The organism is Geodermatophilus sp. SYSU D00698, from assembly GCF_054050335.1.
Map to the genome: position 1 here is coordinate 26474 of NZ_JBJGZD010000016.1, position 25505 is coordinate 51978.

Consider the following 25505-nt stretch of genomic DNA (forward strand, 5'->3'; position numbering starts at 1 on the left):
CGGTGCATCGAGGTGGAGGTCACGACGCCGCCCGGTGCATCGAGGCGGAGGTCACGACGCCGCCCGGTGCTTGGCGCGGTAGCGGCCGGGCTTGACCAGCGGGGTGGCGGCGAACCGGGAGACCAGCCGGCGCAGCTCCTTGGCCGCCGGGTCCTTGCCGTTGCCGGCGAGGATCGGCACGCCCTGGTTGGTCGACGCCGGGACCGCGGGCGACCGCGGGACGACGACGTCGACCCCCGTCCCGATCGCGGACTCGACGTCGCGCTGCGACAGCCCGCTCTTCGGGTCGGCCATGTTCATGACCACGTGCCGGCCGGCCGGGATCATGCCGAGCTCGCCCAGCACCTGCACCTCCTTGCGCAGGCCGCGGACGCCGGGCACGTCCATGCTGCTGAGCAGGACCACGTCGGTGGCGCCGTCGATGGCGGCCAGCGTGTGCTCCGAGAGTCCCGGTGCGGTGTCGACGACGACGTAGCGGAACTCCCGGGACAGGGCGGTGAGCAGCCGGGTGACGTCCTCGGCGGTGACCGTGTCCCCGGCGGCCGGCGACTCCGACCCGCAGACGGCGAACAGCCCGCTGGGGTGCTGGGTGAGGAAGGTCTTGAGGACCATCGTGTCCTGGCTGGCCGGGCCGTGGACGGCGTCGGGCAGCGTGTACTCGGGCACCAGGCCGAGCGCGGAGGCCACGTCGCCGAACTGCACGTCGAGGTCGACCAGCACGGTCCCCTGCGGGGCCGTGGCGGCCAGGCCGACGGCGAGGTTGGTCGCCACCGTCGTCTTGCCCACGCCGCCCTTCGGGGAGGCCACGGTGACGACGCGGCCGGTGAAGCGGGCGGTCTCGTCCAGCGGCCGCAGCACCCGGCGCCGGTCGGCGGCGGCCGCGCCGGCGCGCTCCACGGCCGCGGCGACGTCGGCGGGCTCGGCACGCGGTGGCAGCAGGTCGCGGATGCCGGCCCGCATCGCCGCCTGCCACAACTCCGGTGTGGGCTCGGCGACCAGCACGACGCTGATGCCGGGGCACTGCACGTCCAGCCGCCCGGCCAGGGTGAGCACCTCGTGCAGGGGCGCCAGCGGGCCGACGAGCAGGACGTCGGGCAGCTCGTTGTCGGTCAGCAGCTCGAACAGCCGCGCCGGGTCGCCGGGCAGCCGGCCGGGGGGCAGCACCTGGACGTCGCCGTCCACGGCGACCGCGACCGCCTCCCGCAGGTCGTCGCCGGCGCCGGCGAGGACGACGCGGCTCATTCGGCCGACTCCGCGGCCACGGCGCCGAGGGCGGCGAGCAGGTCGCCGTAGACGTTGCCCTGGGTGACCACGCGGGTGCCGGAGGTGTCGGTGCCCTCGCGCTCGAGGGCCAGCCAGACGGTCGCGTGCTCCATGCCGAAGACCACCCGCTCGGCGTCGCGGGCCGGCAGGGCCATCGTGACCATCACGTTCCCCGTCGGGGCGACGCTGGTGGCCGAGGCGGTCTCCACCTGCCCGCCCTCGGTGCCGGCGGGCGCGGGCGCGCCCTGGACCTGGGTGACGAGGACGCCGTGCAGGGTGGCGTGCGTGGTGCCGATCTGCTCGTCCTCGGGGTCGGCGTCGATGTTGCCCTGCAGCTCCATCGAGATGTAGACGCCGATCTCATCGCCGGCGGCCAGCCGGCCCCCGACCGCGCGCTGCGGCTCGAGGACCACGCTCACCTCCGACAGCCCCTCGGGCACCGGCACGGTGCCGGGCGCCTGCAGGTCGCCGGGCGCGGCGAACCGGCCGGCCAGCAGCTGCTCGCCGGGCTCGAGGTCCGCGGTGGCGACCCGGCCGGCGAGCTGGTCGAGGTCGGTCACCCGCCCCTCGACCGCCGCCTTGGCGGGCAGCACCTCGGTGCGGACCAGGTCGGCGACCTCGTCGGCCGGGGTGCCCTCGGGGATCGGCTGGTCGACCACGAGCACCTCGACCGTGCGCACCCCTGCGAGGGCGCGGGCGTCGGCGCCGCGCACGTAGGCCAGCAGCACCACGGTGCCGGCGGCCACGAGGACCAGCGCCGCGACGGCGGCGAGCAGTCGGCGTCTCACGGAAGGGCCCCTATCGGATCAGTCGGAGGACGGACGCGCCCAGGTCCGGGGCGTCGGTGCTGGTGTCGAAGGCGCCGGAGGCGTCGACGAAGCGGGTGAAGTAGCCGCGGATGCAGCGCTCCTCGCCCTTGCAGGGCTCACCGGAGTCGAAGAGCCCGCCGAAGTGGTAGCCGGTGATCGTGAAGGCGGCGTAGCCGTAGACCTCGTACCAGGCGCCGCTGCCGGTGCCGCCGGCCTCGTCGAAGATGGGGAGCAGCACGGTCCGGCCGACCAGGGCCGCGACGTCGCCGACCGAGCAGCCCTGCGAGGGGTTGTTGCCCGGCTCGGAGTCGAAGCGGTTGCCCATCCGCGTGGTGGCCTTGCAGGTGTTGCCGCCGTCGGACTCCAGCCAGCCGAAGCCGCCGGGCACGAACATGCGCGAGGGGCCGGTGCAGCCGGTGTCGGACTTCTTGGGCAGCACGATGGTGCGTTCCGTGGTGCCCGAGGGCATGCCGCCGCCGGTCTGGGCCCGCCACTCGCACCAGGAGAAGATCAGCGGCAGCATCGCCGTCCCGCCGCTGGGCGCGCCCCAGGTGACGGTCGCCGTCGCCGAGACGGAACTCGCGTCGTGGCCGATCACCGGGGCGAACCAGTGCTCGCGGGGGGCGCTGCCGGTGACCGTCACGCGGGTGGGCCCGCTCTGCAGCACCGGCGGGGCCGCGGTGGCCGCGCCGGCGCCGGCGGCGGCCTCGTCGTTGGCGTCGACCAGCTCCTGGGCGGTGGCCTGCATGTCGCCGCAGGCGCCGCGGGCGCAGTCGCGGGCCACGGCGAGGGCGGCGGCGTCGGCGGCGACCTGGAGGCGGGCCTTGTCGGCGTAGAGGGCGCCGACGTCGACGGCGATCGCGGTGAAGCCGAGCAGCGGGACGAGCAGGACGGACAGCAGTACGGCCACCGCGCCGCGCTCGCCGGCCAGCCGGCGCCGGACGCGGGCCTGCAGGGGGCGGGTCAACCGTTGCACCGCATGACCCCCGTCCCGGTCAGGTCGACGTCGACGCCGAAGAAGCCGGTCAGGAAGGGCATCGGGTAGCTGATGGTCACCCGCACGTTGGCCGTCGTCGTGGCGGTCATCGGGCACGCGGCGGGCGTGATGGCGATCTGGGCGTCGGTGATCGCCGGGTCGAGGGTGGGGGCGGCGTCGCGGACAGCGGCGCGGGCGGCGGCCGGGTTGCTCTGCAGCGCCATGACCCGGGCGCCCTCGCGGGCCGCCGCGGACAGGGTCCCCTGGACCTGGAAGGCGTGGCCGAACTCGACGATGCCGAGGACCAGGATCATCAGCAGGGGCACGATCAGCGCGAACTCGACGACGCTGGCGCCGCGCTCGCGGTGCAACCGCTTCCTCATGTCAGCCTCCCTCCCTGGACGCTGCGGCCGGGCGTCGTGGCGACTCGTCGTCGCCACGACGCCCGGAGTGGGGTCTGGCTGGGTCAGCTGGCCCCGCCGGCGGCGTTGGCGCCCTCGAGGCCGGTCAGCACCTTGTCGAAGAGGTCCTTGAGCTCGGGGCCGAGCAGGACCAGGGTCGCGATGATCGCGACGGCGATCAGGCCGACGAGCAGGCCGTACTCGACGGCGGTGGCCCCCTTCTCCTCCCGCTCGACGCGGTCCTTGGCGAGGGAGACGAGGGTGACGAGGGTGGCGAGCGGGTTCAGCACGGTTCTCTCCTGTGGGGGTGGGCCGCCGGTCCGGATCGGTCGACCCGGCCAGCCACGGCGCTGGGGACACCGTCGAGCAGGAGGTGCGGAGACTTGAGGGTCCTTCACCCCGTCCACGGACAGGGTTCATCCTCCCGGTGCGCTCCGCAGCCGGGCGGTCACTGTGAGTGTTCGGGTTTCGTCAGGGAACGAGCGGGGCCAGGACCACCAGTCCGGTGCCCAGCAGCAGCGCCGGGCCGAAGGGCAGCTCCGTGCGCAGTCCCACGCGACGGACCGCCATCAGCACCAGGGCCAGCACCGCCTGGACGGCGAACCCGGTGAACAGGCCGAGCACGACGTGCGGCCAGCCCAGCCAGCCGAGGTACAAGCCGAGGACGGCGCCCAGCTTCACGTCCCCCATCCCCATGCCGCGCGGTGAGACCAGCGCCATGGCCAGCAGCACGCCGAACACCGCCGCGGCCGCGAGCACCGCACGCAGCAGCGCCGGCCACTCCCCCGCGACCGCCGCGGCGCCGGCGAGCAGGACGCCGCCCGCGACCAGGGTGGGCAGCACGACCCGGTTGGGCAGCAGCGAGTGCCGCCGGTCGATCGCGGCCAGCAGCACCCCGACGACGGCCAGCAGGAGGTAGGCGGGCAGCTCGGCGGAGACGCCGAACCGCCACGCGGTCAGCGCACACAGCGTGGCGGTCAGGAGGACCAGGGCCGGCCGCGCCGCCGGCCGCTCCTCCACGTGCCGGTCCCGGGACGGGATCGCCGGTGCGCCCGCGGGCACCCGGGTGTTCCGGCTCCGGGTCCGCCGCCCGGCGGCCGGCCACGGGAAGCTCGCCGCAGCCCGGTCGACCGCCACGCCCGCGGCCAGACCGAGGAGCGCGACGACCCCGGTGGCGGCAGCGGTGGCGGACACGGCGGTCACGATGGCACGACGCGACGTGCAGGCCGGTGAGCGAAATGCGCCCCCTTCGGGTGAGATCCCGGGCCCCGTCACGGTGGCAGGATCTCGGCGGCCGGCGAACGGGTCGGCCCGGGACCGCACGAGGAGGACGCATGGAGCCCGGGACGCCGTGCGCCCTCCGCCTGCCCGACGGGCGCGAGCTCGCCTGGTCCGAGTGGGGGCCGGCGGACGGGCGGCCGGTGCTGTTCTGCCCGGGGGCCGGGATGAGCGGCGTCCTCGGCTTCGGTACCGGTGAACTGTCCGGCCTGGGCCTGCGGCTGCTCGCGCTCGACCGCCCCGGCCTGGGGCGGTCCTCCCCGGACCCCGCGAAGACGTACGCGTCCTGGGCGGACGACGTCGGGCACCTGGTCGCCGCGCTGGGCCTGCAGCGCGTCCTCGGGGTCGGCTTCTCGCAGGGCGCCCCGTTCGCCGTCGCGCTGGCAGACGCCGGCCTGCTGGACGCGCTCGCGCTCGTGGCCGGGCAGGACGACCTGCGCGCGCAGCGACGCCTGCTGGTGCCCGAGGTGGCGGGCATGCTCGACGCCGCCGACGCCGACCCGGCCGGCTTCGAGCGGGAGATCGCCCGGGTCGCGACGGCGGACTGGCTGTGGGACGTCGTCCTCACCACCGCCGCACCGGTCGACCGCACCCGCTACGAAGGCACCGACCTCGGCGGCGCCGTCCGTGCCGCGCTCGACGACGGGTTCCGCCAGGGTGCCGCCGGTTACGCGCGCGACCTGGTGACCGCACTGGGGCACTGGCCGGTCCGCCCCGAGGACCTGACCGTGCCGGTGCACCTCTGGTACGGCGCGCACGACACCAGCACCGTCCACTCCCCCGACCTCGGCCGCGGCCTGACCGCCCGGATCCCCGGCGCCCGGCACACCGTGCTCGACGACGAGGGCGGCGCGCTGCTGTGGACCCGCGCGCGGGACGTGCTCAGCGCGCTGGCTGCCTGACCACCGGCACGGTCGGGTCCGTGCACGTCGTCCCGGGACTGTCGCAGGCGCTCCGTGCTCGTCTGCGTGCCGCTCGCCGTCACCGGGACTGTTCCTCACGGACCGAGGCGACCGGATCGTCGTCACCGTCGGGCAGGCTGCGCGCGTGACCTTCGACGCGACGCTCGTGCGGTGGCCCGGTGCCGGCGGCTGGGTGTTCGCGCCCGTGCCGCCGGAGCACGCGCCGGAGACCGCCGGTCCCTTCGGGCGGGTGCCGGTGACCGCGACCGTCGACGGGCGCACGTGGTCGACCAGCGTCTGGCGCGACCGCGCGGCGGGCTGGCTGCTCCCCGTGCCCGCGCGGATCCGGCGGGACAAGGACGACGGCGACGTCGTCGCGGTCGACGTCGAGGTGGACCCCGTCCGGTTGTGAGAACCCGCCGCTGACCTGCGGGAACTGTCGTACCCCGGCCGTAGCGTGCGGGGTGTGGAGGAGGTCGCGGAGTACGTCTCGCCGGTGGAGCGCGCGCTCGCCGGCTGGCTGCTGGAGCAGCCGGTGTCGATCCCCCGGCTGCCGGTGGCGCTGCTGTCGCGGGAGCAGAAGGCCGCCGAGCTGCAGCGGATGGCCGCGCTCAAGGCGATGACCGCCGCCTACGAGGCCGAGCTGGTCCTGGGCCTGGCCGACGACACACCGGCCGACGCCGATCCCGCGCCCGGCACCCCGGGCGCCCGCCGCGGGTCGTGGGCGCCGGATGTCGAGCTGCCCGGGGTGGCGGAGTTCTTCACCGCCGAGCTGGCGGTGGTGCTCCACGTCGGCCGGGGCACCGCCTCCCACCTCGCCCACCGCGCCTGGACGTACCGCTCCCACCTGCCCGCCACCTGGGCGGCGCTGGCCGCCGGCGCGCTCGACGAGGCCCGTGCCACGGCGCTGGTCGACGTGCTGGAGCACACGAGCGCGGCGACCGCCCGGACGATCGAGGCCCGGCTGCTGCCGAGCGCGACGCAACTGACGGTGCGCACGCTCAAGGACCGCGCGCTGGCGCTGCTGCTGGAGGCCGACGCCGAGGCGATCGATCAGCGGAGGGCGACCGCGCAGCGGCACGCCGACGTGCGGCTGTACGACTGCCCGTTCGACGGCATGGCCACCCTCGCCGCCGACCTGCCCGCCGACCTCGCCGCGACCAGCTTCGCGGTCGTGGACGCACTCGCCCGGATGCTGAAGGCCGACGGGGACCAGCGGCCGATCGGGCAGTTGCGCACCCTGGTCCTCGCCGATCTGCTGCAGCGCCCGGGGGAGACCAGCCGCCCGCCGGTGAGCGCCCATCTGCAGGTCATCGCCACCCTCGCCGCGCTGGCCGGCCGCGGCGGCGAGGCCGGCCAGGTCAACGGGCTGCCGATCACCGCCGCCCACCTCCGGGAGCTCCTGCAGCAACTGGAGGCCCTCGGCGTCCGGGCACCGGAGGGCGGATCGGTGACGCTGGCGCTGGTCGACGACGACGGCACGCTGCGGGCGACGACCACCCTCGACCGGTTGCGCCGGCTGGTCCGCACCGGCTGCGCCGACCACCCGGCCGACGCCGACTGCGAGTGCGCGGTGCTCGACCGCCCGGCCGAGACGGACAACTACGAGCCCTCGGCCCAGCAGCAGGCGTTCGTGCACACCCGCGACCGCAGCTGCCGCTTCCCCACCTGCGGCCAGCGCGTCGGCTGGGCCGACACCGACCACGTCGTCCCCCACGCCGCCGGCGGCGCCACCGACTGCGCCAACCTGTGCTGCCTGTGCCGCAGCCACCACCGCCTGAAGACCCTCGCGACGGGCTGGCGGTTCGAGATGACCGCCGACGGCGTGCTGACGGTGACGACACCGTCAGGAGTCACGCGGACGACCCGGCCACCGGGCCTGCACCCGCCACCGGCCGAACCCGACCCGCCACCGGCCGATCCCGGCCCACCGTCACCGGCCGACCCGGACGACGAGCCGCCACCGTTCTGACCGAGCCGGCGGGCGTCGGCTCGTGCACCTACGCCGAGCCGACGCCCGTCCCCACCGCACCGCAGCGCCGCAGCCGCCGTAGCCGCCGACTCCCTGCCGAGGTGCCCGGCTGCCCTGGCGCGTGCCCACGTCAGCGGCCGTACCGGACGTGCAGCAGGCCGTCGTCGGTCTCGGTCAGCCGCCCACCCGCCGCGGCCATCGCCTCCGCCGCCTTCGCCAGCCGCTCGTAGGCGGCCGCCGCGTCGGGCAGCGAAGCGGCGCGGTCGGCCGCGTGCCGGAAGGTCAGCGACTCGACCGTCCGGACGAGGACGCCGCCGGCCACGGCGTGCACCCGCAGGGCGCTGCCCTCGGCGACCAGGTCACGGCCGGGACCGACCCGGGCCGCGACGACCGCCCACCTCCGGGAGCCGAACTCCGCCGCCGGCACCTGGCGGGTGAGCTCGGTGAGCACCTCGGACGGCAGGTCCGGCCCGCCGACCTGCGCCGCTCCTCCCCCGCTGTGGGCGACGACGGGGCTGCCGGGGACGGCGGCGAGGGACAGCACCTCGTCGCCGGGGACGGGCGGCTCGTCGACCACCCGGACCCGCCAGCGCAGGGCGGGGGCGACGCCGGGCGCCGGCGGCGGCACCGGCGCCGGGGACGAGTGGGCGCGCTGCCGCCGGGAAGGGCGGCTCGCGAGCAGGTGGCCGTCGCGCATGGGCTCGGTCAGCGTCCAGCCGGCGACGTGCGCGGCGCGGAGCTCGGCGGCCAGTGCGCGGACCCGGGCGGCGGCGTCGGCCAGGGAGACGACGTCGTCGAGGTCCCAGCGGTGCTCGGTCTCGTGGCGCGAGCCCGGCCAGGGCGACGGCGGGCGGGAGAGCTGCGTGGTCATGTCGGTCCTCGCGCGGACGGGACGCCCCGCAGCGGGGAGCCGGCGGGGACCGCCGGGCCGGCGCCACGGGGACGGACCGTCTCGCGGGTCGGGGCCGGCGGGTGTCCCCGGGCGGGGTCCGGCGCCGACCGGCCGATCATGGCACGGGTGCGGCCGGGCGTCAGTCCCCGTCCTCGACGTCCACGCCGTGGCGGACGGCGAGCGCCGCGAGGTCGTCGTCGTACCCCTGGCCCACCGCACGCCAGCGCCACGAGCCGTTGCGCAGGTAGAGGGTGGCCAGCACCAGGCTGCGCTCGGTGGTCGCCGCGTCGAGGGTGGCGCGGGCGATCGGCGCTCCCTCACCGTCGCGGAGGACCAGTTCCACGGCGCCCACGTCGCCGAAGGTCGCCTCGCCGTCGATGGCGGCAGCCAGCAGGACGCGCCGCTGCGGCGCCGGGAGTGCGCCGGGACGGAGGGCGCACAGCGCCTCCCCCGGCGTCCCGAAGGTCAGCGTGACCGCCCCGGAGGGGTGCGCCGGCGCGTTGAAGAAGACGAGGTCCTCGTCCACGGCGACCTGCTCGTCGGCGTCCACGACGAGGGCGACGACGTCCACGTCGAACCGGACGGCGGCGTGCCGCCCGGGGACCGCCCACCGCACCTCCGCCAGCCAGTCGGAGCCGGCCGGCAGGTCCATGACCTCACCGCGGACGAGCACCCGCGCCGGCGTCGCCTCCACCCGGTCGGCCGGAGCCTCGGCAGGGGCGGGCGCCTGGGCACCGTCCTCCGGGCCCGTCCCCGGCCATCCGACGGGAGCGAGGGACTCCGCGTCGAGGAGGGACACCCCGAGCGCCCGGGCCTTGACCGCCCGCGGGTCCGTGCTCGGGCTGCCGAGCAGGACGACGTCGGTGACCGAGCCCGTGAGGTTGACCGCCACGCTCGCCCCCGCGGCGAGCAGACGCGCCCGCACGGACATCGCGTCCTCGTGCTGCCCACCGAGGACCAGGACGCGGCGCCCCACCAGCGGCCCGGCCGCCTCGGGAGCGCGTGGGGCCGGGGCCACGGGCGGTGCGACGGCGACCGTCTCCACCTGCTTGGGCACCCCGGGCTCGACCGCCGCGAGCAGTCGCAGGAACTCGGCCTCGGTGACCACCGGCGTGCCGTGCTGCCGGGCGCGGGCCGCCTTCCCGGTCTGCTCGTCGGCCCGGTTGCAGACGAGGACGTGGGTGCGCCCGCTGACGGTGTTCATGACGTCCAGCCCGGCAGCGGTACAGCGGCGCACGAGGAGCTCCCGCGGCGTGCTGGTCGCCCCGGTGACCACCACCTTCATGCCCTGCACGAGCGGGGTGCCCGGTGACCAGGCACGGGGTGCCCGCCACGGACAGGGCGTCCGGGGCGCCTTGACCGGCCGGGGCTCGACGCCATCGTCGACGCAGGCGGTGACCGGGAGGTCGACGTCGTGCCGTGCGGCGGCGACGAGCGAGTGGCGGAGCACCTCGGTCAGCACCCGGACGTCGTCGACCGCGTCGTGGGCGCGCCGGGGACGGACGCCCCAGTAGCCGGCGACCGACGCCAGCTTGAAGTCGACCACGGGGAGGTCGAGCCGCCGGGTCAGGGCCAGGGTGCACAGCCGCTCCTCGACCGGCAGCCGCCGCCCGGCCCGGGCCGACTCCGCGGAGAGGAACCGGTGGTCGAAGGCGGCGTTGTGCGCGACGACGATCCGCCCCTCGACCAACCGGTGGACGTCGTCCACAACGTCGACGAACTGCGGGGAGCCGTGCAGCTTCGCCCGGGTCAATCCGTGGACGTGCGTCGGACCGGGGTCGCAGCCGGGATCGAGCAGCGTGGACCACGTGGACTCGACCGAACCGTCGGCCGCCATCTGTGCGACGGCGACCTGGAGGACCCGGTCACTCGCCGCGTGCAACCCCGAGGTCTCGACGTCGACCAGCGCGTAGCCGTACGGGTAGCGGCGCGCGACGTCCGCGGGCAGGACCGGCGAGCTGAGTACCCCCGTCATGCGGCGGAACGTAACTCGGGGTACCGACACGGCCCGGTTCCGTGAGGGGCGTGTCGTCGCTACCCCGGTCACTCCCCCAGGGCGAAGGTCGCCTCGACGACGGCGCGGACGACGACGTCCTGCGGGTCCAGCTCCAGCGCGGGACCGCCGCCGCGGGCCGTGACCGCCATCGTCTCGGGAGCGCCGGGCGCCGCGGAGGACAGCCCCGGGTCGGCCAGCTCCAGCAGCGGCCCGAGCGGGCGGCCGACCGCGTCGGCGAGGTCGGTGGCGGCCTCGCGGGCGGCGGCGACGGCGGCCCTGCGGACGGCGCGGCGCGCGGTGGCCGGGTCGTCGAGGTCCCAGGAGACGCCGCCGATCCCGGCACCCGCCGCGGCCACGACCTCGGCCAGCTCCGGGACGGCCCCGGCGTCGGCCTGCACGGTGCCGGCCACGGTCGCCTCCCAGCCGGCCGGCTCGGCGGTGCCGGTGTCCCAGACGAACCGCTCGTGCACCGACACGCGCGACAGGACCACGGCCCGCACCCCGGCGACCCCGGCGAGCGCCGCGCGCAGGCCGGCGGCGACCTCCGACGCCAGCGCCAGCGCCGCGGCCCGGCCGTCCGGGGAGACCTCGCGGACGTGCACGGCGAGCGTCGCGCAGTCGGGCGCGTGGTCGGCGGAGGCCTCCCCGCGCACCCGGACGACGGCCGGCGGCAGCGTCACGCGCGCCGTCAGCCCACCGCGGGCGCGGGTCGCGCGGTGAGCTCCGCGACCACCGACTCGTAGCAGCCGTGGAGCAGGTCCAGCCGCTCGACGAGGCGGTCGACCCAGGCCGCGGACGTGCTCACCGGCACCGGCTCGAACATCAGCGACCAGAACAGCCGGTCCACGTGCGCGGTGCGCACGAACCGCCGCTCGTCCACCGACAACGTCGACCCGACGGCCGCGGCGAACCGCCGGGCCGCCTCCCTCCGCAGCCGCGCCGCCGCCGCGGGGACGGCCAGACCGATCGCCCGGCCCAGCAGCGGGACCAGGCGCGGCCGGTCGGCGTCGGAGAGCACGTCGTTGGCGTGCCGCAGGACGGCGGCGAGCTCGGCGTCGACGCACGCCGGGGCGTCGCTGAACGGCTCACCGGCCAGCAGGGCCGTGTACTCGAGGAAGCACGCGCCGCGCGCGGGCGTGCGGTGCCGTCCCCGGCTCAGCACGGGCAGGAAGTCAGGGCTCCGCATCATGGTCACCGCCCCCTCCGGGCCGCCTCCGGCCCTCGGCGCGACGAGCGTAGGTCGGCGGGGCGGGTCCGCGCAGTCCCGCGGCCACGGCGAGACCGCGCCGCGACCACCCGGCCACGACGAGTCCGCGGCGGGAGCCCTCGACGGCGCCGGCCGACGTCGGCCACGGTGGGCCGACGCCGACCCGAGGAGCCCAGCGCGATGACCCAGTTGTCCACCGCGATCGAGATCGACGCTCCGCCCGAGCGGGTGTGGGCCGAGCTCACCGACCTGGGCGCCTATCCCGAGTGGAACCCGTTCATCGTCCGGGCCGAGGGCGACGTCGCCCCCGGCGCCCGGCTGTCGCTGCGGATGCAGCCGGTGGGCGGACGGGCGATGGGCTTCCGCCCGCGCCTGCTCGAGGTCGCCCCGGCCCGCGAACTGCGGTGGCTCGGCAGGCTCGGCGTCCCGGGGCTGTTCGACGGCGAGCACGTCTTCCGCCTCGAGCCCGTGGGGCCGGGCACCCGGCTGGTCCAGGAGGAGACCTTCCGCGGTGTGCTCGTCCCGCTGCTGGCGCGGTCGCTGCGGCGGGGCACGCTGCCCGCCTTCGAGGCCATGAACCGGGCGCTCAAGGAGCGCGCGGAGCGGATCCTCTGATCCGCCCTCCGGGGCACGGGAGCGGTCGGCGGCGTCCGGCGATGACCGTCCTGGGGAGGCTGGGTGCCCCGACCGCGGACCTCGCGCCCGGGCTGCGCCCCACCGCCGGCACGTACACCGTCGAGCGGGACCTGCCCGTGTCGATGCCCGACGGGCGCGACGTCGTCGACGGGATCCCCCGGCTCGACCCGCGCACCGTCCCGGCCGACGACGTCGCGGTCGCCGACGACGGCACCCTCGCCGTCGACGTCGCGCGGTTCCCCACCGCCTGCCGGTTCCGGGGCGGGCACCGGGTGCGGGTGCAGGTCACCGGTCCTGCCCTGACCGTCAGGGGACGACGTCGGGCACGAAGCGCTGGCTGTCCAGCGGCGGGCGCACGTAGTCCTCGTCGACCGGCGGCCGCGGCGGCAGCTCCGGCGGCTCGGGGGTGAGGTCCTCGTAGGGCACCTGGGTGAGCAGGTGCGAGATGACGTTGAGGCGGGCGCGCTTCTTGACGTCGGCCTCGACCACCCACCACGGCGCCTCGGGGATGTCGGTCGCGGCGAACATCGCGTCCTTGGCCTTGGAGAACTCGACCCAGCGGTTGCGCGCCTCGAGGTCCATCGGGCTGAGCTTCCAGCGCTTGGTCGGGTCGTGCAGCCGCGCCTGGAACCGCTTCTCCTGCTCGGTGTCGCTGACGGAGAACCAGTACTTGAGCACGGTGATCCCGCTGCGGACGAGCATCCGCTCGAACTCGGGGCAGGAGCGGAGGAACTCCTCGTACTCCTCGTCGGTGCAGAAGCCCATGACCCGCTCGACGCCGGCGCGGTTGTACCAGGACCGGTCGAACAGGACCATCTCGCCGCGGGTGGGCAGGTGCTCCACGTAGCGCTGGAAGTACCACTGCCCGCGCTCGCGCTCGGTCGGCGCCGGCAGCGCCACCACCCGGGTGGCCCGCGGGTTGACCGACTCGGTGATCCGCTGGATCGCGCCGCCCTTGCCGGCCGCGTCGCGGCCCTCGAACAGGACGACGACGCGCAGCCCCCGCGCGCGGACGAACTCCTGCTGCTTGACCAGCTCCACCTGGAGGCGGGCCATCTCCTCCTCGTAGTACGCGGTGGGGACCTTGCCGGTGGACCTGGGTGCCTCCTCGACGGAGGGGCCGGACCGCTTCTTGGACGCCATGCCGCACCATCCACCCGCCCCGCCGGGCGGGGCAAGGGACGGGAGGACGCCGGGGTGCCCGACCTGGGCGGTCAGGTGCCGCAGAACGTGACGAACGGTCCCCCGGGGCCGGGGGCGGCGTAGCGCTCCAGCCCGGGCCGCTCGTCGAACGGCCGGCGGACCACCTCGACCAGCCGCTCGACCGGGCCCGTGTCGCCGGCGGTGGCCGCGGCCAGCGCCTCCTCGACGAGGTGGTTGCGCGGCACGTAGACGGGGTTGACCCGGTCCATGGCGTCCGCGTCCGGAGCCAGCGCGCGCCAGCGCTCCAGCCAGGCGTCGATCCCGGCGAGGTCGAGGACCAGCTCACGGACCGGCTCGGCGTCGCCGCGCGCGGCCGCCGACAGCGCCCGCGCCGAGGAGGTCAGGTCGACCCGGTTCGCCTGCAGCAGCGCGAGCCAGTCGTCGACCAGGACCCGGGCGACCTCGTCGTCGAGCCCCGCGGGCAGGCCGAGCTTGGCCCGCCAGCCGGCCAGCAGCGCCGCCTCGTAGCGCGGGCGGAACCGGCCGAGCGCCTCGACGGCGAGCGCGACCGCCTGCTCCTGCTCGTCGGCGAACAGCGGCAGAAGCGCCTCGGCCAGCCGGGCGAGGTCCCACTCGGCGGCGAGCGGCTGGTTGCCGTAGCGGTAGCGCCCGCCCTCGTCGACCGAGCTGAACCACGTGTCGGGGTCGTAGCCCTCCATGAAGGCGCACGGCCCGTAGTCGATGGTCTCGCCGGACAGCGTCACGTTGTCGGTGTTCATCACGCCGTGCACGAAGCCGACGAGCATCCAGCGCGCCACCAGGTCCGCCTGCGCGGCGACGACCGCCTCGTAGAGCGCGAGGTACCGGTTGCCGGCGTCCGCCGAGGCCGGGTGGTGCCGGTCGATCGCCTCGTCGGCGAGCCGGCGCAGCAGGTCGTCGTCGCCGGTGGCGCGGGCGTACTGCGCGCTGCCGACCCGCAGGTGGCTGGCGGCCACCCGGGCGAGGACGGCGCCGGGCAGCAGGGTCTCCCGGCGCACCGGACGCCCGGTGGCGACGACGGCGAGCGAGCGGGTGGTGGGGATGCCGAGGGCGTGCATCGCCTCGCTGACGACGTACTCGCGCAGCATCGGCCCGACGGCGGCCAGCCCGTCCCCGCCGCGGGAGAACGGCGTGGCGCCCGAGCCCTTGAGGTGCAGGTCGACCGGCCGGCCGTCGGCGCCGGGGAGCTCACCCAGCAGCAGCGCCCGCCCGTCCCCCAGCCGCGGGTTGTAGTAGCCGAACTGGTGGCCGGCGTAGGCCTGCGCCACCGGCCGCGCCCCCTCGGGCACGACGGTGCCGGTGAGCAGCCCGACGCCGGCGGGCCCGCGCAGCTCCTCCGGGTCCAGGCCGAGCTCCGCGGCCAGCGGCTCGTTGAGCACCAGCGTCCGAGGGTCGGGCGTCTCGACGGCCTGCCAGGGCACGGCCATCTCCGGCAGCGCGGTGGCGAAGCGGGTGCCGGGGACGACGGAGACGCCGGGGGTGACGGTCACCCCCTCGAATGTACGGACGGCGCCGGACCCGGGTCGTCGTCTGCGACCCTGCCCGGGTGTCCGGGGAGGTCGTGCTGAGCCTGCAGGACCTCCGCGTGGTGGCCCGCTACGCGGCCGGGTGCGCGCGGGAGGTCCTGGCGCTGTTCGAGGCCGAGCGCCCGGGCGACGGGCGACCGCGGGCGGCGGTCGAGGCCGCGGACGCCTTCGCCGGCGGGGCCGCCCGGACGGTGCTGCAGCGGATGACCGCCCTGGCGGCGCACCGGGCCGCGGCCGAGGCTCCGCCCGGGGCCGCGCGGGAGGCGGCGCGCGCGGCCGGCTCCGCGGCGGCCGCGGCCTACCTGCACCCGCTGGCGCGGGCGACGCAGGTGCGGCACGTCCTGGGGGCGGCGGCGTCCGCGGCACGGGCGGCGGAGCTGGCCGTCGGCGGCGACGAGGCGGTGGGAGCCGCGTGGATCGAGCGGGCGCGGCAGCGGGCGACGCCCGGCCTGGTCGCGGTGCTCCGGCGCTACCCGGCCGCTCCGGCGGGCGGGAACCGGACGAGCGGGCTCGTGGCCGCGCTGGACGCCGCGCTGCGGGCGTGAGCCCGGTCAGCGCAGCAGGCGGTCCTGCACGCGCCGCAGCACGGTCCGCGCCATCCGGCCGGCGGGCGGGCGCGGGGCCTCGAGCCGCGACTCGACGGCGGCCAGCCGCGTCTCCAGGTCGGTGACCGTGGCCGGGGCGGCCGGCGGCGTCACCGCGAGCTCGGCGAGGCCCTCGGTCAGCCCGGACACCAGGCCGGCCACCTCGTCGGGCCGGAGCTTGACGGTGCCGACGCATGCGTCGTCGCGCCAGATGCTCAGGTTGACCAGGCCCTGCGCCGGGTGGGCGGAGACGCGGACCGCGCGGGTCCGGTCGCGTGCGTCCCACACCCAGCGGGCCCGTGCCGGCATCGCGGTGACCGTCATCCCGCCATGATCGCCACCGGAGCCCCCGCCGGCCAGCAGGAACGGGTCAGACGTCGGTGGGCACCCCCCGGTCGAGCCACCGGAACCGCCGGCGGACGTCGTCCGGCGCGGCGGCCAGGTCGCGCTCGGCCGCCTCCCGCCCCTGCCGGAAGTGGCTCCACCCCTCGTGGTGCACGGGGACGACGACCCGCGCCCCGGTCGCCCGGCACACGGCGGCGGCCTCCCGGCCGGTCATCGAGTACCGGACCGGCCCGGTGACGGGGAAGCGCACGCCGCCCAGGTGCAGCACCGCGACGTCGACCCGCAGCCGCTCGGCGACCCGCCGCAGCCCGGGGAAGGCCACGGTGTCCCCGGAGATCCACAGCACCCCGCCGTCCCCGCCGGCCTCCCGCACGGCGAACCCGACGACGTCGCCGACCAGCCGGCGGCTCAGCGGCGGCCCGTGCCGCGCCGGCGTGGCGGTGACCTCCAGCGGCGGGAGCCCCGGCGCCTCGAGGACCGTCGTCTGCCAGTCCCGCAGCCCGCGGGCGCCGTCCCCCAGCCGGCGGGCGCCGGACGGGGTGGTGACCACCACCGGCACCTCGGCGAGCAGGGCGCGGCCGGCGTCGTCGAGGTTGTCGGCGTGGTGGTCGTGGCTGAGCAGGACGGCGTCGACCGGCAGCACGTCGGCCGGTGCCAGCGCCGGTCCCGCCGTCTTGGTCGACCCGGTGCCCCAGCCGAAGGCGTAGGCGCGTCCCGGCGGGTCGAAGGTGGGGTCGGTGAGCAGCCGGCGCCCGGCGACCTCGACCAGCAGCGTCGGGCCGCCGACGTGCGTCAGCCGCACGTCACTGCGCGCCGGCGACCTGCGGACGCGGTCCCGTCGCGTGCGCCAGCGCCCAGTCGAGGACCTCGTCGGCGATCGCCTCCCAGCCCGGCGAGGCGGGCAGCAGGTGGGGGTAGCCCGGGTACTCGCGCACCTCGGTCACGGTGTCGCCGCGGTAGTGCGCCGCGTTCGACCGCTGCACGGCCGGCGGCATGATGTGGTCCTCGCCGCCGGAGACGAACAGCAGCGGCGGCCGGGCCTCGTTGCCGTAGTCGACGTGCGCGTCCTGCGGGCCGGGCATGAGGTTGGCCAGCACGGAGTTCCACAGGATCCGGCCCGACGCCGGGATGTGGTACCGCCGGTAGAGCGCCCGCGACTCGTCCTCGGGGAACGTGTTGGTGAAGGCGTAGTGCCACTGCTCCTCGGTCAGCCCGACGGCGCGGTGCCGGTTGGCCGGGTTCCTGAGCACCGTCCAGGTGGAGCGCAGCTGCGACAGCGGCACCACCCGCACGCCCTCGGTCGGCGCGGAGTTGAGCACCACGCCGACCGCGCCGAGACCGCGGTCGAGCAGCAGCTGCACGAGCGTGCCGCCGGCGGAGTGGCCGATCAGGACCGGCGGCCGGTCCAGCCCACGGACGAGCGCGGACAGGTGCTCGACGATCGCGGGCAGCGTGACCTCGGCGATCGGCGTCGGGTCGGCGTTGAGCGCCTCGACCTCGCCCTCGAAGCCGGGGTAGGTCGGGGTGAGCACGCGGAAGCCGCGCTGCTCGTAGTGCGCCTTCCAGTCCTCCCAGCTGCGCGGGGTCACCCAGAAGCCGTGGATCAGGACGATGGTGTCCGGTGCGGTGGTGCCGGGTGCCGGTGGCGTGGTCACGGTCGCTCCCCTCGGAGGTGGTGCCCGGTCGGCGCGAGCCTGGCAGCGGACCCGGCGGGCGAACGGTCCCTGCGTGCACGGCTGCGGTCCCTGCCTGCATCCGTGCGGGTTCCGGGAGGAGCCCGGCTCTGCCAGGCTCGGCGTCCACGGGAACGTCTGCTGCCCGAGGCCCAGGGACGGCGCGATGCTGCTCTTCGACACCACCCCGCTCCCCCGCGCCGACCGCGCCGAGGCCTTCCACGTCGCGATGCAGGAGGCGTCGGCGGCCTGCCGCGTGGAGCACCGCGAGGACCCCGCGGCGGTGCAGGCGCGGGTGCAGGCGTTCCCGTACGGGACGGCGGTGCTGCTGGCCACCGACGCGACCCGCTTCCGCATGGTCCGCACCCGGCGGCACGTCGCCCGGGACGACGCCCCGCTGGTCGCGCTGGCCTTCCAGCACCGCGGCCGCGGCGAGTTCGACCAGCTGGGCCACGAGCAGCTGGTCGAGGACGGGGACCTGATGCTGGTGGACATGAGCGCGCCCTACGGGTTCGCCTGCGCGACCGGCGGCGGGTCCCGCGCGCTGCTGGTCCCCCTCGACCGGCTCGGCCTGCCGGTCGACGTCGTCCGCCGGGCGGCGCCGCGGCTGCGGGCCAGCGCGCTGCACGGGCTGGTGCGCGCGCACCTGCAGCGGATCGCCGACGACGCCGCGGCGCTGTCGGCCGACCCGGGGGCGGCCGCGCTGGGGGCGGCCACGGTCGAGCTGGTCCGCGCGCTGGTCGTGTCCGCGGCCGGCGACGACCGGCTCGGGCCGCCGGTGCGGGAGGACACGCTGGTGACCCGCGTGCGGGCGTACGTCGCCCGGCACCTCACCGACCCCGGCCTCACCCCGGCCGCCGTGGCCCGGGCGCACGGCGTCTCGGTCCGGCAGCTCTACAAGGCCTTCGCCGCGGCGGGCGCCAGCCTCGAGCAGGAGGTCATCGCGCGGCGGCTGGAGGCCGCGCGGGCCCGGCTGGCCTCACCCGCCGGTCGGCAGCGGTCGATCGCCGCGACCGCCCGCGCCTGCGGCTTCGCCGACCCCAGCCACTTCGCCCGCCGGTTCCGCGAGGCCTTCGGGACGAGCCCGCGGGAGTGGCAGCGGGCGTCCGCCACCGGCTGACCGCCGGCCGGCGTCGACCTCGGTGCGCGGGCCGCCACGGGCGAGGAACGACGCGACGCCGGGCGGGCGGTAGCGCTCGTCCTGCAGGTACCGGCGGACGGTGGTCGAGGCCAGGCTCTCGGTGCGCGGGTGGCCGACGCCGATCGGCCGGTGGTACCGCGGCAGCAGCCGGTAGAGGCCGGTGCGCGAGTCCCGCAGCTCGCCGAGCGGGTCGGGCACCGGACGCGGGCGGTTGTCGTCCGGGGCCCCGCCGGGCGGGGGCGGCGCGAAGGCGTCGCGGTGGAACGCCAGGCCGCACTCGCGGGCCCGGTCGACCATCCACAGCAGCGCGACGTCGGACAGCGAGGTGTCGCGGTAGCCGCCGCCGACACCGCAGTGCACGCCGGAGAACCAGACCTGCTCCAGCCGCTGGCCCTCCGGGCGGGCGTCGCCGCGGTGCGGCTCCCACAGCGTGGGCCGGAAGGCGCGGCGGGTCTCGTCCACGGCCAGCGCCTGGAAGGCGTTGCGCACCTTCGAGCTCAGCGTCGTGTCGTGGAACGCCCACCGCCGGTTGACGAAGCCCAGGCCGCGCACCGGCAGGCCGAGCGCGCCCACGGTGTCCCAGACGCCGATGAAGTGGACGTCGGGCTCGTAGGAGTAGGACCGCCGGAACAGCTCGGCCTCGGTGCCGCGGGGATGGGCCTCCCGGCACCGGTAGAGCTCGTAGGCCTCGTCGAGCCGGCCGGCGTGGCGGCGCTCCAGCACGCCGGCGGTGCGGACGAAGCCGGCGGTGCTGCGGGCGGTGAACGCGCCGCGGCTGAACCCGAAGAACCACAGCTCGTCACCGGGCTCGTAGTTGTCGACGATCGTCCGGTAGGCGTCCTTGACGGCGCGGGACAGGCCGACGCCGAACGCGCCGCCGCGGTACCGCTCACCGCGTGCGGTGCCGACCCCGCGCAGGTAGAAGACGCACTGCCGCAGCCCGTCGGCGCCGGCCGGGGCGACCTCCAGGGCGAGCTTGGTGACGTTCGTCGGGCACGGCCGGCCCTCGGCCACCTGGTCGGGGGTGTTCCAGGTGCCGTCGCAGCACACGACCAGTCGCTTCGGCATCGTGCCTCCCGCGTCGCTCCCCGCCACGGTGCTCCCCCGCCGCCCGGCCGACAAGGCCCCGCCGTGCCGACGCCCCGCCGGGCCGACGCCCCGCTTCGCCGACGCCCTCGCTTTGCCGACCCGCCGGGACACGGGCAGGCTCGCCGCACACGGGGCCCGCGACGAGGGGACGCCCATGAGCACTCGGGACCAGCGCTCCATCTGGCGGCGCCTGCCGGTCGAGCAGATGGACGACGTCGAGGAACGGAACGCCGGCGGGGCGCTCGCCAAGAGCCTGGGGCTGTGGCAGCTGACCGCGATCGGGGTCGGCGGCATCATCGGCGTCGGGATCTTCTCCCTCGCGGGGCTCGTGGCCGCCGGCGACGCGGACAACGAGGCCGTCGGGCCGGCCGTGCTCATCGCCTTCCTGATCGCGGGCCTGGCGTCGGCGGCGGCGGCGCTGTCCTACGCCGAGTTCGCCGGCATGATCCCGCGGGCCGGCTCCGCCTACACCTACGGCTACGTGGCGCTCGGCGAGCTCATCGGGTGGTTCATCGGCTGGGACCTGCTCCTGGAGTACATCGCCATCGTCGCCGTCGTGGCGATCGGCATCTCCGGCTACCTCGGCGAGCTGCTCGACAACCTCGGGCTCACCCTGCCGACGTCGCTCACCGCGTCCGCCGAGGAGGGCGGCGTCGTCAACGTCCCCGCCGTCGTGATCTGCCTGCTCGTCACGTTCATCCTCAGCCGCGGCACGAAGACCTTCGGCCGGTTCGAGTTGATCGCCGTGGGGATCAAGATCCTGCTGATCCTCGGCATCATCGGGCTGGGCGTCTTCTACGTCCAGGCGGGGAACTACGACCCCTTCCTGCCGTCCGGCTTCGGCCCGGTGCTCACGGGCGCGGCCACCGTCTTCTTCGCGGTCTTCGGCTACGACGCCATGAGCACCGCCGCCGAGGAGGCCCGCGACGGCAAGGAGCACATGCCGAAGGCGATCATCCTGTCGCTGGTCATCGCGATGCTGCTCTACGTCGCCGCGACGCTGGTGCTCACCGGGATGCAGGACTACCGGGACATCGACCCGACCGCCGGCTTCGCCTCGGCTTTCGAGAGCGTGGGCCTGCCGGTGGTCGCCGGCGTCATCTCCGTCTTCGCCGTGCTGTCGATCCTGACCGTGATGCTGACCTTCCTGCTCGGCGTCACCCGCGTCTGGTTCTCCATGAGCCGCGACGGGCTGCTGCCCCCGTGGTTCGCGAAGGTGGACCGGACCGGCACGCCGCAGCGGGTGACCTGGATCGCCGGCGTCGGGTCGGCCGTGCTCGCCGGCGTCTTCCCGATCCGCGCCGTCGCCGACCTGACGAACATCGGCATCCTGTCGGCGTTCATCGTGGTCTGCGTCGCGGTCATCCTGTTCCGCTACACCCGGCCGGACACCCCGCGGCCGTTCCGGTTGCCGCTCATGCCCGTCGTCCCGGCCTTCGGGGTGCTCGCGTCGCTGTTCCTCATCTGGCAGCTGCCGTGGGAGACGTGGGCCCGCTTCGGGGTCTGGCTGCTCATCGGGTTGGTCATCTACTTCGCCTACGGGCGGAAGCACTCGCTCCTGAACCCGGACAGCCCGAGCCACCGCCGGCCGGTCGACGGCTGAGCGGCGCCGCGGCCGTCAGGGGCGGAGGGCCTGGCTCCCGCGGTAGGAGAGGTCGCGGACGGCGCGGAACAGCGCGACCGGCTGGAGGTCGTCGGCCCCGAGCGTCGGCCGGAAGCGCAGCGCCTCGGACTCCGCGTCCGGCAGGGCGGCGCCGAGGGTCAGCCGTCCCCACCGCCTCCAGCCGCCGGCGAGCGGTGCCGCCAGCAGGTCCCAGCCGGCGCCCGTGTCGCGCGCCCCGAGCACCACCAGGCGGCCGCTGCCGGTCCGGTACGGCAGGACGGAGGAGCACGTCCGGCCGAGGGGCTCCGGCAGGAACAGGTGGCGCAGGCCGGGCAGGCCCCCGGAGGTGTTGACCAGGACGTCCAGCGGTGCCCCGCCCCGGCCGAGCAGCGGGAGGCGGACCGCCAGGCCGACGACGTCGGGCAGCGGCTCCGGCAGCCCGACCCCGCGCGAGACGCGGACGACGACGTCGTACGTGCCCGCCTCGTCGAGGACCCGGGCACCCCAGGTGCCGCCGCCGTCGGTCACCACGGTCCCGGCGGACGCCCGTCCCCGGGGGTGGAACACGCGCGCGCCGCGCACCGCCGTCCCGAGGGCGAGCGCGGACGCGGTGACGGTGCGGGGCAGGGCGAGCAGGTCCATGCCGCCCGGCTACCCCGCGTGCCCCGGGTGGACGCCCGCGTCGCGGGGGACCCCGGTCACGCCCGGCGGGGCTACCGTCACCCCGTGGGCGTCGTCCTCCGGGGCCTGCGCCAGGCGCTGGTCGCGGTGCTGCTCGCGGCGGCCGTGGCACTGGCCGTCGCAGGGGTGTGGAGCCTGCTCGGGGACGGCAGCTTCCTGTCGCGGTTCGCGCTGGTCCTGCTCGTGCTGGCCGGCCTCATCGGGCTGACCAGCGGCGCGGTGTTCACCCGGGCCCACGACTTCGAGCACGGCCGGCGGCCCGACCTCGACGACCACGGCTCCCCCGGTGGGGTCCTGACCGGCGTGGGCGTCTTCCTGTTCGTGTCCGTGCCGCTGTTCGCCGCCGGCGCCGTGCTGCTCACCGTCGCCTGAGCACGGCGGACGAGGCCGAGGACACGGGTCCGTGCGACGCTCGGGCACGGCTGTCATCGACGGCCGTCCCGGGACGACGACGCCCGCCCGGGTCCGACCCGGCGGTCGAGGAGGAGCCGGACGGCATGGACGGCGTGCGGCTGCTCGAGATCGCGATGGAGTCCGCCGCTCGGCTCCCGGCGGTGACGCACGAGCACCCGTTCGGGCCCGGGTGGGAGGTGTTCAAGGTCGTCGGCAAGGTGTTCCTGCTCGCGACCGAGGTGCCCGGCGAACCAGTCGTGACGCTGAAGTGCGAGCCCGAGCACAGCCGGGCGCTGCAGCAGCGGTACGAGGAGCTCGTCCCCGGCTACCACATGGACAAGCGGCACTGGCTGACCATCCGTGCCGGTGACGCGGTGACGCGGGACCTCGTCGACGAGCTGGTGCGCAACTCGTACGAACTGGTCGTGGAGGGACTGCCCAGGGCCAGGCGCCCGGGCCCGTCACACGGCGAGCCGTGAGACGCCGGGACCAGGACGGGACGGGTCCTCCGCCCTCGTCCGCCGTACCCACCGCCACCTGACCGCGGCCTCCGTACGGAGGCGTTGGGCCCTGTCCCGCCCGCCGCGGGCGGGGCACCGTGGACCGGGCGGAGGACGACCGTGCGACCGACGACGCCCACCGGAGGCTGCCGTGCCGACGACGCGGAGGACGACCGGCTCCCTGCGAGCGGCGGTGCTGGTGACCGGCGTGGTCGCCCTGACCGTCACCACCGTCCCGCCCGCGGCGGCGTCCTGGCCGGAGGTGATCGTCCTGCCGGGCGCCACCTCGGCCGAGGGCATCGCGGCGGGTGGAGGGGACACGTTCTACGCGGGCGACCTGTTCGCCGGCGACGTCTTCCGCGGCGACCTCGAGGCGGGCACCGCCGAGCTGTTCATCGACGCACCGGAGGGCCGGTGGGCGGTCGGCATGGACGCCGACCTGCGGCACGGCCTGCTGTACGTCGCCGGCGGCGGCACCGGCCAGGCGTACGTGTACGACCTGCACTCCCGGGAGACGGTCGCGGAGTACCAGTTCGCGCCGCCGTCGCCGGCGCCCCCGGCGGCCTTCACCACGCTGGTCAACGACGTCGTCGTCACCCCGGCGGGCGCGTGGTTCACCGACAGCCGGCGTGCCGTGCTGTACCACGTGCCGATCGACGCCTCCGGGCGGCCGGGGCCGTTCCGCACGCTCCCGCTGCACGGGCCGGCGGCCGACACCGCCGGCGAGGTCAACCTCAACGGCATCGACGCCGCGCGCCACGGCGGCACGCTGGTCGTCGCGCACTCGACCGACGGCGAGCTGTACACGGTGGACCCCGCCACGGGCGACAGCGCGGTCGTCGCCGGGGTGAGCGTGCCGTCCGTGGACGGCATCGAGCTGCACCGCGACTCGCTGTGGGCGGTGCAGAACACGAACCGGGTGAGCGAGGTCCGGCTGAGCCCGGACCTGGCGTCCGGGTCCGTCGTGGAGGTCGTCACCAGCGACCTCTTCCAGACCCCGGCGACCGCCATCCGGCACGAGGGACGGCTCGCCGTCGTCAACGCCAAGTTCGACACCGGCATCCCGCCGACCGCGTCGCGGTACGAGGTGGTGCTCGTCCACGACTGACCCCTCCCGGAGGGTCAGGGCGTCCCAGCGGGAGGGTCGTCGAACCGGGCGAGCACCATCGGCAGCAGCCAGTCCAGGCGGTCGAGCACGCCGCTGCCCGGCGGCATGAAGTGGGTGGTCCCCGGCAGGATCGCCAGGCGCGCCCGCGAGAGACCGGCCAGGTCGCCCATCGCGCCGCCGCCGAGGAGGCGGAAGAGCTCGACCGCGGACTCGGCCAGGACGGCATCGGCGTCCCCGGCGACGACCAGGGTCGGCGCGGTAATCCCCCGGATGTCCTCGGCCGGCCAGTCGAAGGGGGTCTCGTCGAGCGTCTTCAGCTTCTGGACGAGGACCGGGAAGTGGCCGGGGTCCGGGGCGGTGGCCCGGTAGGCCTCCTCCAGCGGCGACCCGGCGAACACCTCCGGGGTGATGGTCGGGATCATCTCGAGCAGTTCCGGCTGCGTCCCCCTGCTGGAGTGCGACGCCGAGACGACCACCAGCGTGCGGACCACCTCCGGGTGGCGGACGGCCACCTGCAGCGCCGCGGCGCCGCCCATGCTGTAGCCCAGGACGTCGGCCCGCTCGATGCCGAGGTGCGCGAGGAGGCCCGCGGCGTCGTCGGCCAGGCCCTCGTAGGTGATCGGCCGGTCCACGTCCGCCGTCCGGCCGTGGGCCTGCAGGTCCGGGACGACGACCTCCCGGGTGGTGGCCAGGGCGCCCACCAGCGGTCCGAGGTCGCCGGCCGACATGTACGCGCCGTGCAGGAGGAGGACCGGGCCGCCCGCCGGCTCCCCCGTGGGCCCGTGGACCTCGTAGTACATGCGCAGCCTGCCGACCGGCGCGTACCCGGTCCTCGTCGCGGTGGCGGTGTCGGTCACGGGGCCCTCCTCGGCGGTCCGGGGCCAGGCGATCGTCGCGCGACCGGCACGGCGGCGGGAACCCCCGCGGGCCCGGCGGACGTGACAGCGTGGCCGGGTGGACCGCGCCGGCGTGATGCAGTGGGTGGCCGGGTACGAGCGCGCGTGGCGGGAGGGGGACGTGGCCGCGGTCGCCCGGCTGTTCACCGACGACGCGCGGTACCGGCGCTCCCCCTACGAGCCGTCGGAGGTCGGCCACGCGGCGATCCGGGCGTTCTGGCGGGAGGACGAGGGCCGGACGTTCACGGTGGCCGCGGAGCCGGTCGCCGTCGAGGGGCGCGACGCGGTGGTGCGGCTGGAGGTGCGGTACGGCGCCCCGGCGCCGCAGGAGTACCGGGACCTGTGGGTGCTGCGCTTCGCCGACGACGGCCGGGTCGAGGACTTCGAGGAGTGGGCGTACTGGCCCGGCAGGTCCTACACCGCGGAGGCCGACACGGCCGGCTGAGGGGCCG

General features: G+C 76.2%; 28 protein-coding genes and 1 pseudogene. 11 read left to right on the forward strand and 18 right to left on the reverse strand.

Annotated elements, in window-relative coordinates:
• Window positions 1–51 precede the first annotated feature (51 nt).
• The 6 genes from ACI8AB_RS15200 to ACI8AB_RS15225 form a co-directional block, all read right to left on the reverse strand.
• The gene (locus ACI8AB_RS15200; RefSeq protein ID WP_456950782.1) at window positions 52–1242 is read right to left on the reverse strand and encodes an AAA family ATPase; all 1191 of its coding nucleotides are present in this window, start codon (window positions 1240–1242) and stop codon (window positions 52–54) included.
• Window positions 1239–2051 (reverse strand): Flp pilus assembly protein CpaB, encoded by an 813-nt coding sequence (gene cpaB / locus ACI8AB_RS15205; RefSeq protein WP_456950783.1) that lies wholly within the window; start codon window positions 2049–2051, stop codon window positions 1239–1241. The genes ACI8AB_RS15200 and cpaB overlap by 4 nt, the downstream gene beginning before the upstream one ends.
• A gap of 10 nt (window positions 2052–2061) precedes the next feature.
• A complete protein-coding gene (locus ACI8AB_RS15210) occupies window positions 2062–3039 on the reverse strand; it encodes a pilus assembly protein TadG-related protein (RefSeq protein ID WP_456950784.1) in 978 nt (325 codons plus the stop codon).
• Window positions 3036–3431: a TadE/TadG family type IV pilus assembly protein gene (locus tag ACI8AB_RS15215; protein ID WP_456950785.1), complete on the reverse strand. Its 396-nt coding sequence runs from the start codon at window positions 3429–3431 to the stop codon at window positions 3036–3038. The genes ACI8AB_RS15210 and ACI8AB_RS15215 overlap by 4 nt, the downstream gene beginning before the upstream one ends.
• A gap of 83 nt (window positions 3432–3514) precedes the next feature.
• A complete protein-coding gene (locus tag ACI8AB_RS15220; protein ID WP_387989024.1) occupies window positions 3515–3739 on the reverse strand; it encodes a Flp family type IVb pilin in 225 nt (74 codons plus the stop codon).
• 181 nt (window positions 3740–3920) lie between these two features.
• Window positions 3921–4643: a prepilin peptidase gene (locus ACI8AB_RS15225; protein ID WP_456950786.1), complete on the reverse strand. Its 723-nt coding sequence runs from the start codon at window positions 4641–4643 to the stop codon at window positions 3921–3923.
• A gap of 140 nt (window positions 4644–4783) precedes the next feature.
• Here ACI8AB_RS15225 and ACI8AB_RS15230 point away from each other — a divergent pair, with 140 nt between their 5' ends.
• The 3 genes from ACI8AB_RS15230 to ACI8AB_RS15240 all read left to right on the forward strand — a co-directional run bounded on the left by ACI8AB_RS15230 (window position 4784) and on the right by ACI8AB_RS15240 (window position 7601).
• Window positions 4784–5629, forward strand: coding sequence for an alpha/beta fold hydrolase (locus ACI8AB_RS15230; protein ID WP_456950787.1), 846 nt, complete (start codon window positions 4784–4786; stop codon window positions 5627–5629).
• A gap of 145 nt (window positions 5630–5774) precedes the next feature.
• Window positions 5775–6041, forward strand: coding sequence for a DUF1905 domain-containing protein (locus ACI8AB_RS15235; RefSeq protein WP_456950788.1), 267 nt, complete (start codon window positions 5775–5777; stop codon window positions 6039–6041).
• Between the two features lie 54 nt (window positions 6042–6095).
• Window positions 6096–7601, forward strand: a complete 1506-nt coding sequence (locus ACI8AB_RS15240; RefSeq protein WP_456950789.1) for a DUF222 domain-containing protein — start codon at window positions 6096–6098, stop codon at window positions 7599–7601.
• Between the two features lie 130 nt (window positions 7602–7731).
• Here the strand turns inward: ACI8AB_RS15240 and ACI8AB_RS15245 are convergent, their stop codons facing one another.
• From ACI8AB_RS15245 to ACI8AB_RS15260, 4 genes are all read right to left on the reverse strand, one after another.
• Entirely contained in the window at window positions 7732–8472 is a 741-nt protein-coding gene (locus ACI8AB_RS15245; protein WP_456950790.1) for a hypothetical protein, read from the reverse strand.
• A 160-nt stretch (window positions 8473–8632) separates the two neighbouring features.
• The gene (locus ACI8AB_RS15250) at window positions 8633–10468 is read right to left on the reverse strand and encodes a TerD family protein (protein WP_456950791.1); all 1836 of its coding nucleotides are present in this window, start codon (window positions 10466–10468) and stop codon (window positions 8633–8635) included.
• Between the two features lie 68 nt (window positions 10469–10536).
• A complete protein-coding gene (locus ACI8AB_RS15255; protein WP_456950792.1) occupies window positions 10537–11169 on the reverse strand; it encodes an SIMPL domain-containing protein in 633 nt (210 codons plus the stop codon).
• A gap of 8 nt (window positions 11170–11177) precedes the next feature.
• Window positions 11178–11684, reverse strand: a complete 507-nt coding sequence (locus ACI8AB_RS15260; RefSeq protein WP_456950793.1) for a hypothetical protein — start codon at window positions 11682–11684, stop codon at window positions 11178–11180.
• A 192-nt stretch (window positions 11685–11876) separates the two neighbouring features.
• On the opposite strand from ACI8AB_RS15260, the gene ACI8AB_RS15265 reads away from it, so the two are divergent.
• Window positions 11877–12311 carry an SRPBCC family protein gene (locus ACI8AB_RS15265; protein WP_456950794.1) on the forward strand — a complete coding sequence of 145 codons (435 nt, stop codon included), beginning with the start codon at window positions 11877–11879 and terminating at the stop codon, window positions 12309–12311.
• Between the two features lie 327 nt (window positions 12312–12638).
• Here ACI8AB_RS15265 and ppk2 read toward each other — a convergent pair whose 3' ends face one another.
• Together ppk2 and ACI8AB_RS15275 are read right to left on the reverse strand one after the other, a co-directional pair.
• Window positions 12639–13475, reverse strand: a complete 837-nt coding sequence (gene ppk2, locus ACI8AB_RS15270) for a polyphosphate kinase 2 (protein WP_387984722.1) — start codon at window positions 13473–13475, stop codon at window positions 12639–12641.
• A gap of 71 nt (window positions 13476–13546) precedes the next feature.
• Window positions 13547–15004 (reverse strand): protein adenylyltransferase SelO, encoded by a 1458-nt coding sequence (locus ACI8AB_RS15275; RefSeq protein WP_456950795.1) that lies wholly within the window; start codon window positions 15002–15004, stop codon window positions 13547–13549.
• Between the two features lie 56 nt (window positions 15005–15060).
• Here ACI8AB_RS15275 and ACI8AB_RS15280 point away from each other — a divergent pair, with 56 nt between their 5' ends.
• The gene (locus tag ACI8AB_RS15280; RefSeq protein WP_456950796.1) at window positions 15061–15585 is read left to right on the forward strand and encodes a putative immunity protein; all 525 of its coding nucleotides are present in this window, start codon (window positions 15061–15063) and stop codon (window positions 15583–15585) included.
• A 6-nt stretch (window positions 15586–15591) separates the two neighbouring features.
• Here the strand turns inward: ACI8AB_RS15280 and ACI8AB_RS15285 are convergent, their stop codons facing one another.
• From ACI8AB_RS15285 to ACI8AB_RS15295, 3 genes are read right to left on the reverse strand one after another with little or no spacing between them, the layout of a single operon-like run.
• A complete protein-coding gene (locus tag ACI8AB_RS15285) occupies window positions 15592–15948 on the reverse strand; it encodes a hypothetical protein (RefSeq protein WP_456950797.1) in 357 nt (118 codons plus the stop codon).
• Window positions 15949–15994: 46 nt separating this feature from the next.
• Window positions 15995–16771 carry an MBL fold metallo-hydrolase gene (locus tag ACI8AB_RS15290; RefSeq protein WP_456950798.1) on the reverse strand — a complete coding sequence of 259 codons (777 nt, stop codon included), beginning with the start codon at window positions 16769–16771 and terminating at the stop codon, window positions 15995–15997.
• Window position 16772: 1 nt separating this feature from the next.
• A complete protein-coding gene (locus ACI8AB_RS15295) occupies window positions 16773–17624 on the reverse strand; it encodes an alpha/beta hydrolase (protein ID WP_456950799.1) in 852 nt (283 codons plus the stop codon).
• A gap of 247 nt (window positions 17625–17871) precedes the next feature.
• Between ACI8AB_RS15295 and ACI8AB_RS15300 the strand changes: the two are divergent.
• Window positions 17872–18693, forward strand: a pseudogene (locus tag ACI8AB_RS15300) (AraC-like ligand-binding domain-containing protein); the annotation flags it as partial.
• Here ACI8AB_RS15300 and ACI8AB_RS15305 read toward each other — a convergent pair.
• Window positions 18622–19851 carry a DUF2235 domain-containing protein gene (locus tag ACI8AB_RS15305; protein ID WP_456950800.1) on the reverse strand — a complete coding sequence of 410 codons (1230 nt, stop codon included), beginning with the start codon at window positions 19849–19851 and terminating at the stop codon, window positions 18622–18624. The pseudogene ACI8AB_RS15300 and the gene ACI8AB_RS15305 sit on opposite strands and share 72 nt — an antisense overlap.
• A 175-nt stretch (window positions 19852–20026) precedes the next feature.
• On the opposite strand from ACI8AB_RS15305, the gene ACI8AB_RS15310 reads away from it, so the two are divergent.
• Window positions 20027–21475 (forward strand): amino acid permease, encoded by a 1449-nt coding sequence (locus ACI8AB_RS15310; RefSeq protein ID WP_456950801.1) that lies wholly within the window; start codon window positions 20027–20029, stop codon window positions 21473–21475.
• Between the two features lie 15 nt (window positions 21476–21490).
• Here the strand turns inward: ACI8AB_RS15310 and ACI8AB_RS15315 are convergent, their stop codons facing one another.
• Entirely contained in the window at window positions 21491–22117 is a 627-nt protein-coding gene (locus ACI8AB_RS15315; protein ID WP_387984741.1) for a hypothetical protein, read from the reverse strand.
• 84 nt (window positions 22118–22201) lie between these two features.
• Here ACI8AB_RS15315 and ACI8AB_RS15320 point away from each other — a divergent pair, with 84 nt between their 5' ends.
• The 3 genes from ACI8AB_RS15320 (at window position 22202) to ACI8AB_RS15330 (ending at window position 24157) form a co-directional block, all read left to right on the forward strand.
• Window positions 22202–22528: a hypothetical protein gene (locus ACI8AB_RS15320; protein ID WP_456950802.1), complete on the forward strand. Its 327-nt coding sequence runs from the start codon at window positions 22202–22204 to the stop codon at window positions 22526–22528.
• A gap of 125 nt (window positions 22529–22653) precedes the next feature.
• The gene (locus ACI8AB_RS15325; protein ID WP_456950803.1) at window positions 22654–23028 is read left to right on the forward strand and encodes an MmcQ/YjbR family DNA-binding protein; all 375 of its coding nucleotides are present in this window, start codon (window positions 22654–22656) and stop codon (window positions 23026–23028) included.
• Window positions 23029–23200: 172 nt separating this feature from the next.
• Window positions 23201–24157: a hypothetical protein gene (locus ACI8AB_RS15330; RefSeq protein ID WP_456950804.1), complete on the forward strand. Its 957-nt coding sequence runs from the start codon at window positions 23201–23203 to the stop codon at window positions 24155–24157.
• 14 nt (window positions 24158–24171) lie between these two features.
• On the opposite strand, the gene ACI8AB_RS15335 is transcribed toward ACI8AB_RS15330, so the two are convergent.
• The gene (locus ACI8AB_RS15335) at window positions 24172–25014 is read right to left on the reverse strand and encodes an alpha/beta fold hydrolase (protein WP_456902706.1); all 843 of its coding nucleotides are present in this window, start codon (window positions 25012–25014) and stop codon (window positions 24172–24174) included.
• Window positions 25015–25111: 97 nt separating this feature from the next.
• Here ACI8AB_RS15335 and ACI8AB_RS15340 point away from each other — a divergent pair, with 97 nt between their 5' ends.
• On the forward strand, window positions 25112–25498 hold the full coding sequence (locus ACI8AB_RS15340; RefSeq protein WP_387984751.1) for a YybH family protein: 387 nt from the start codon (window positions 25112–25114) through the stop codon (window positions 25496–25498).
• The last annotated feature ends 7 nt before the right edge of the window (window positions 25499–25505 follow it).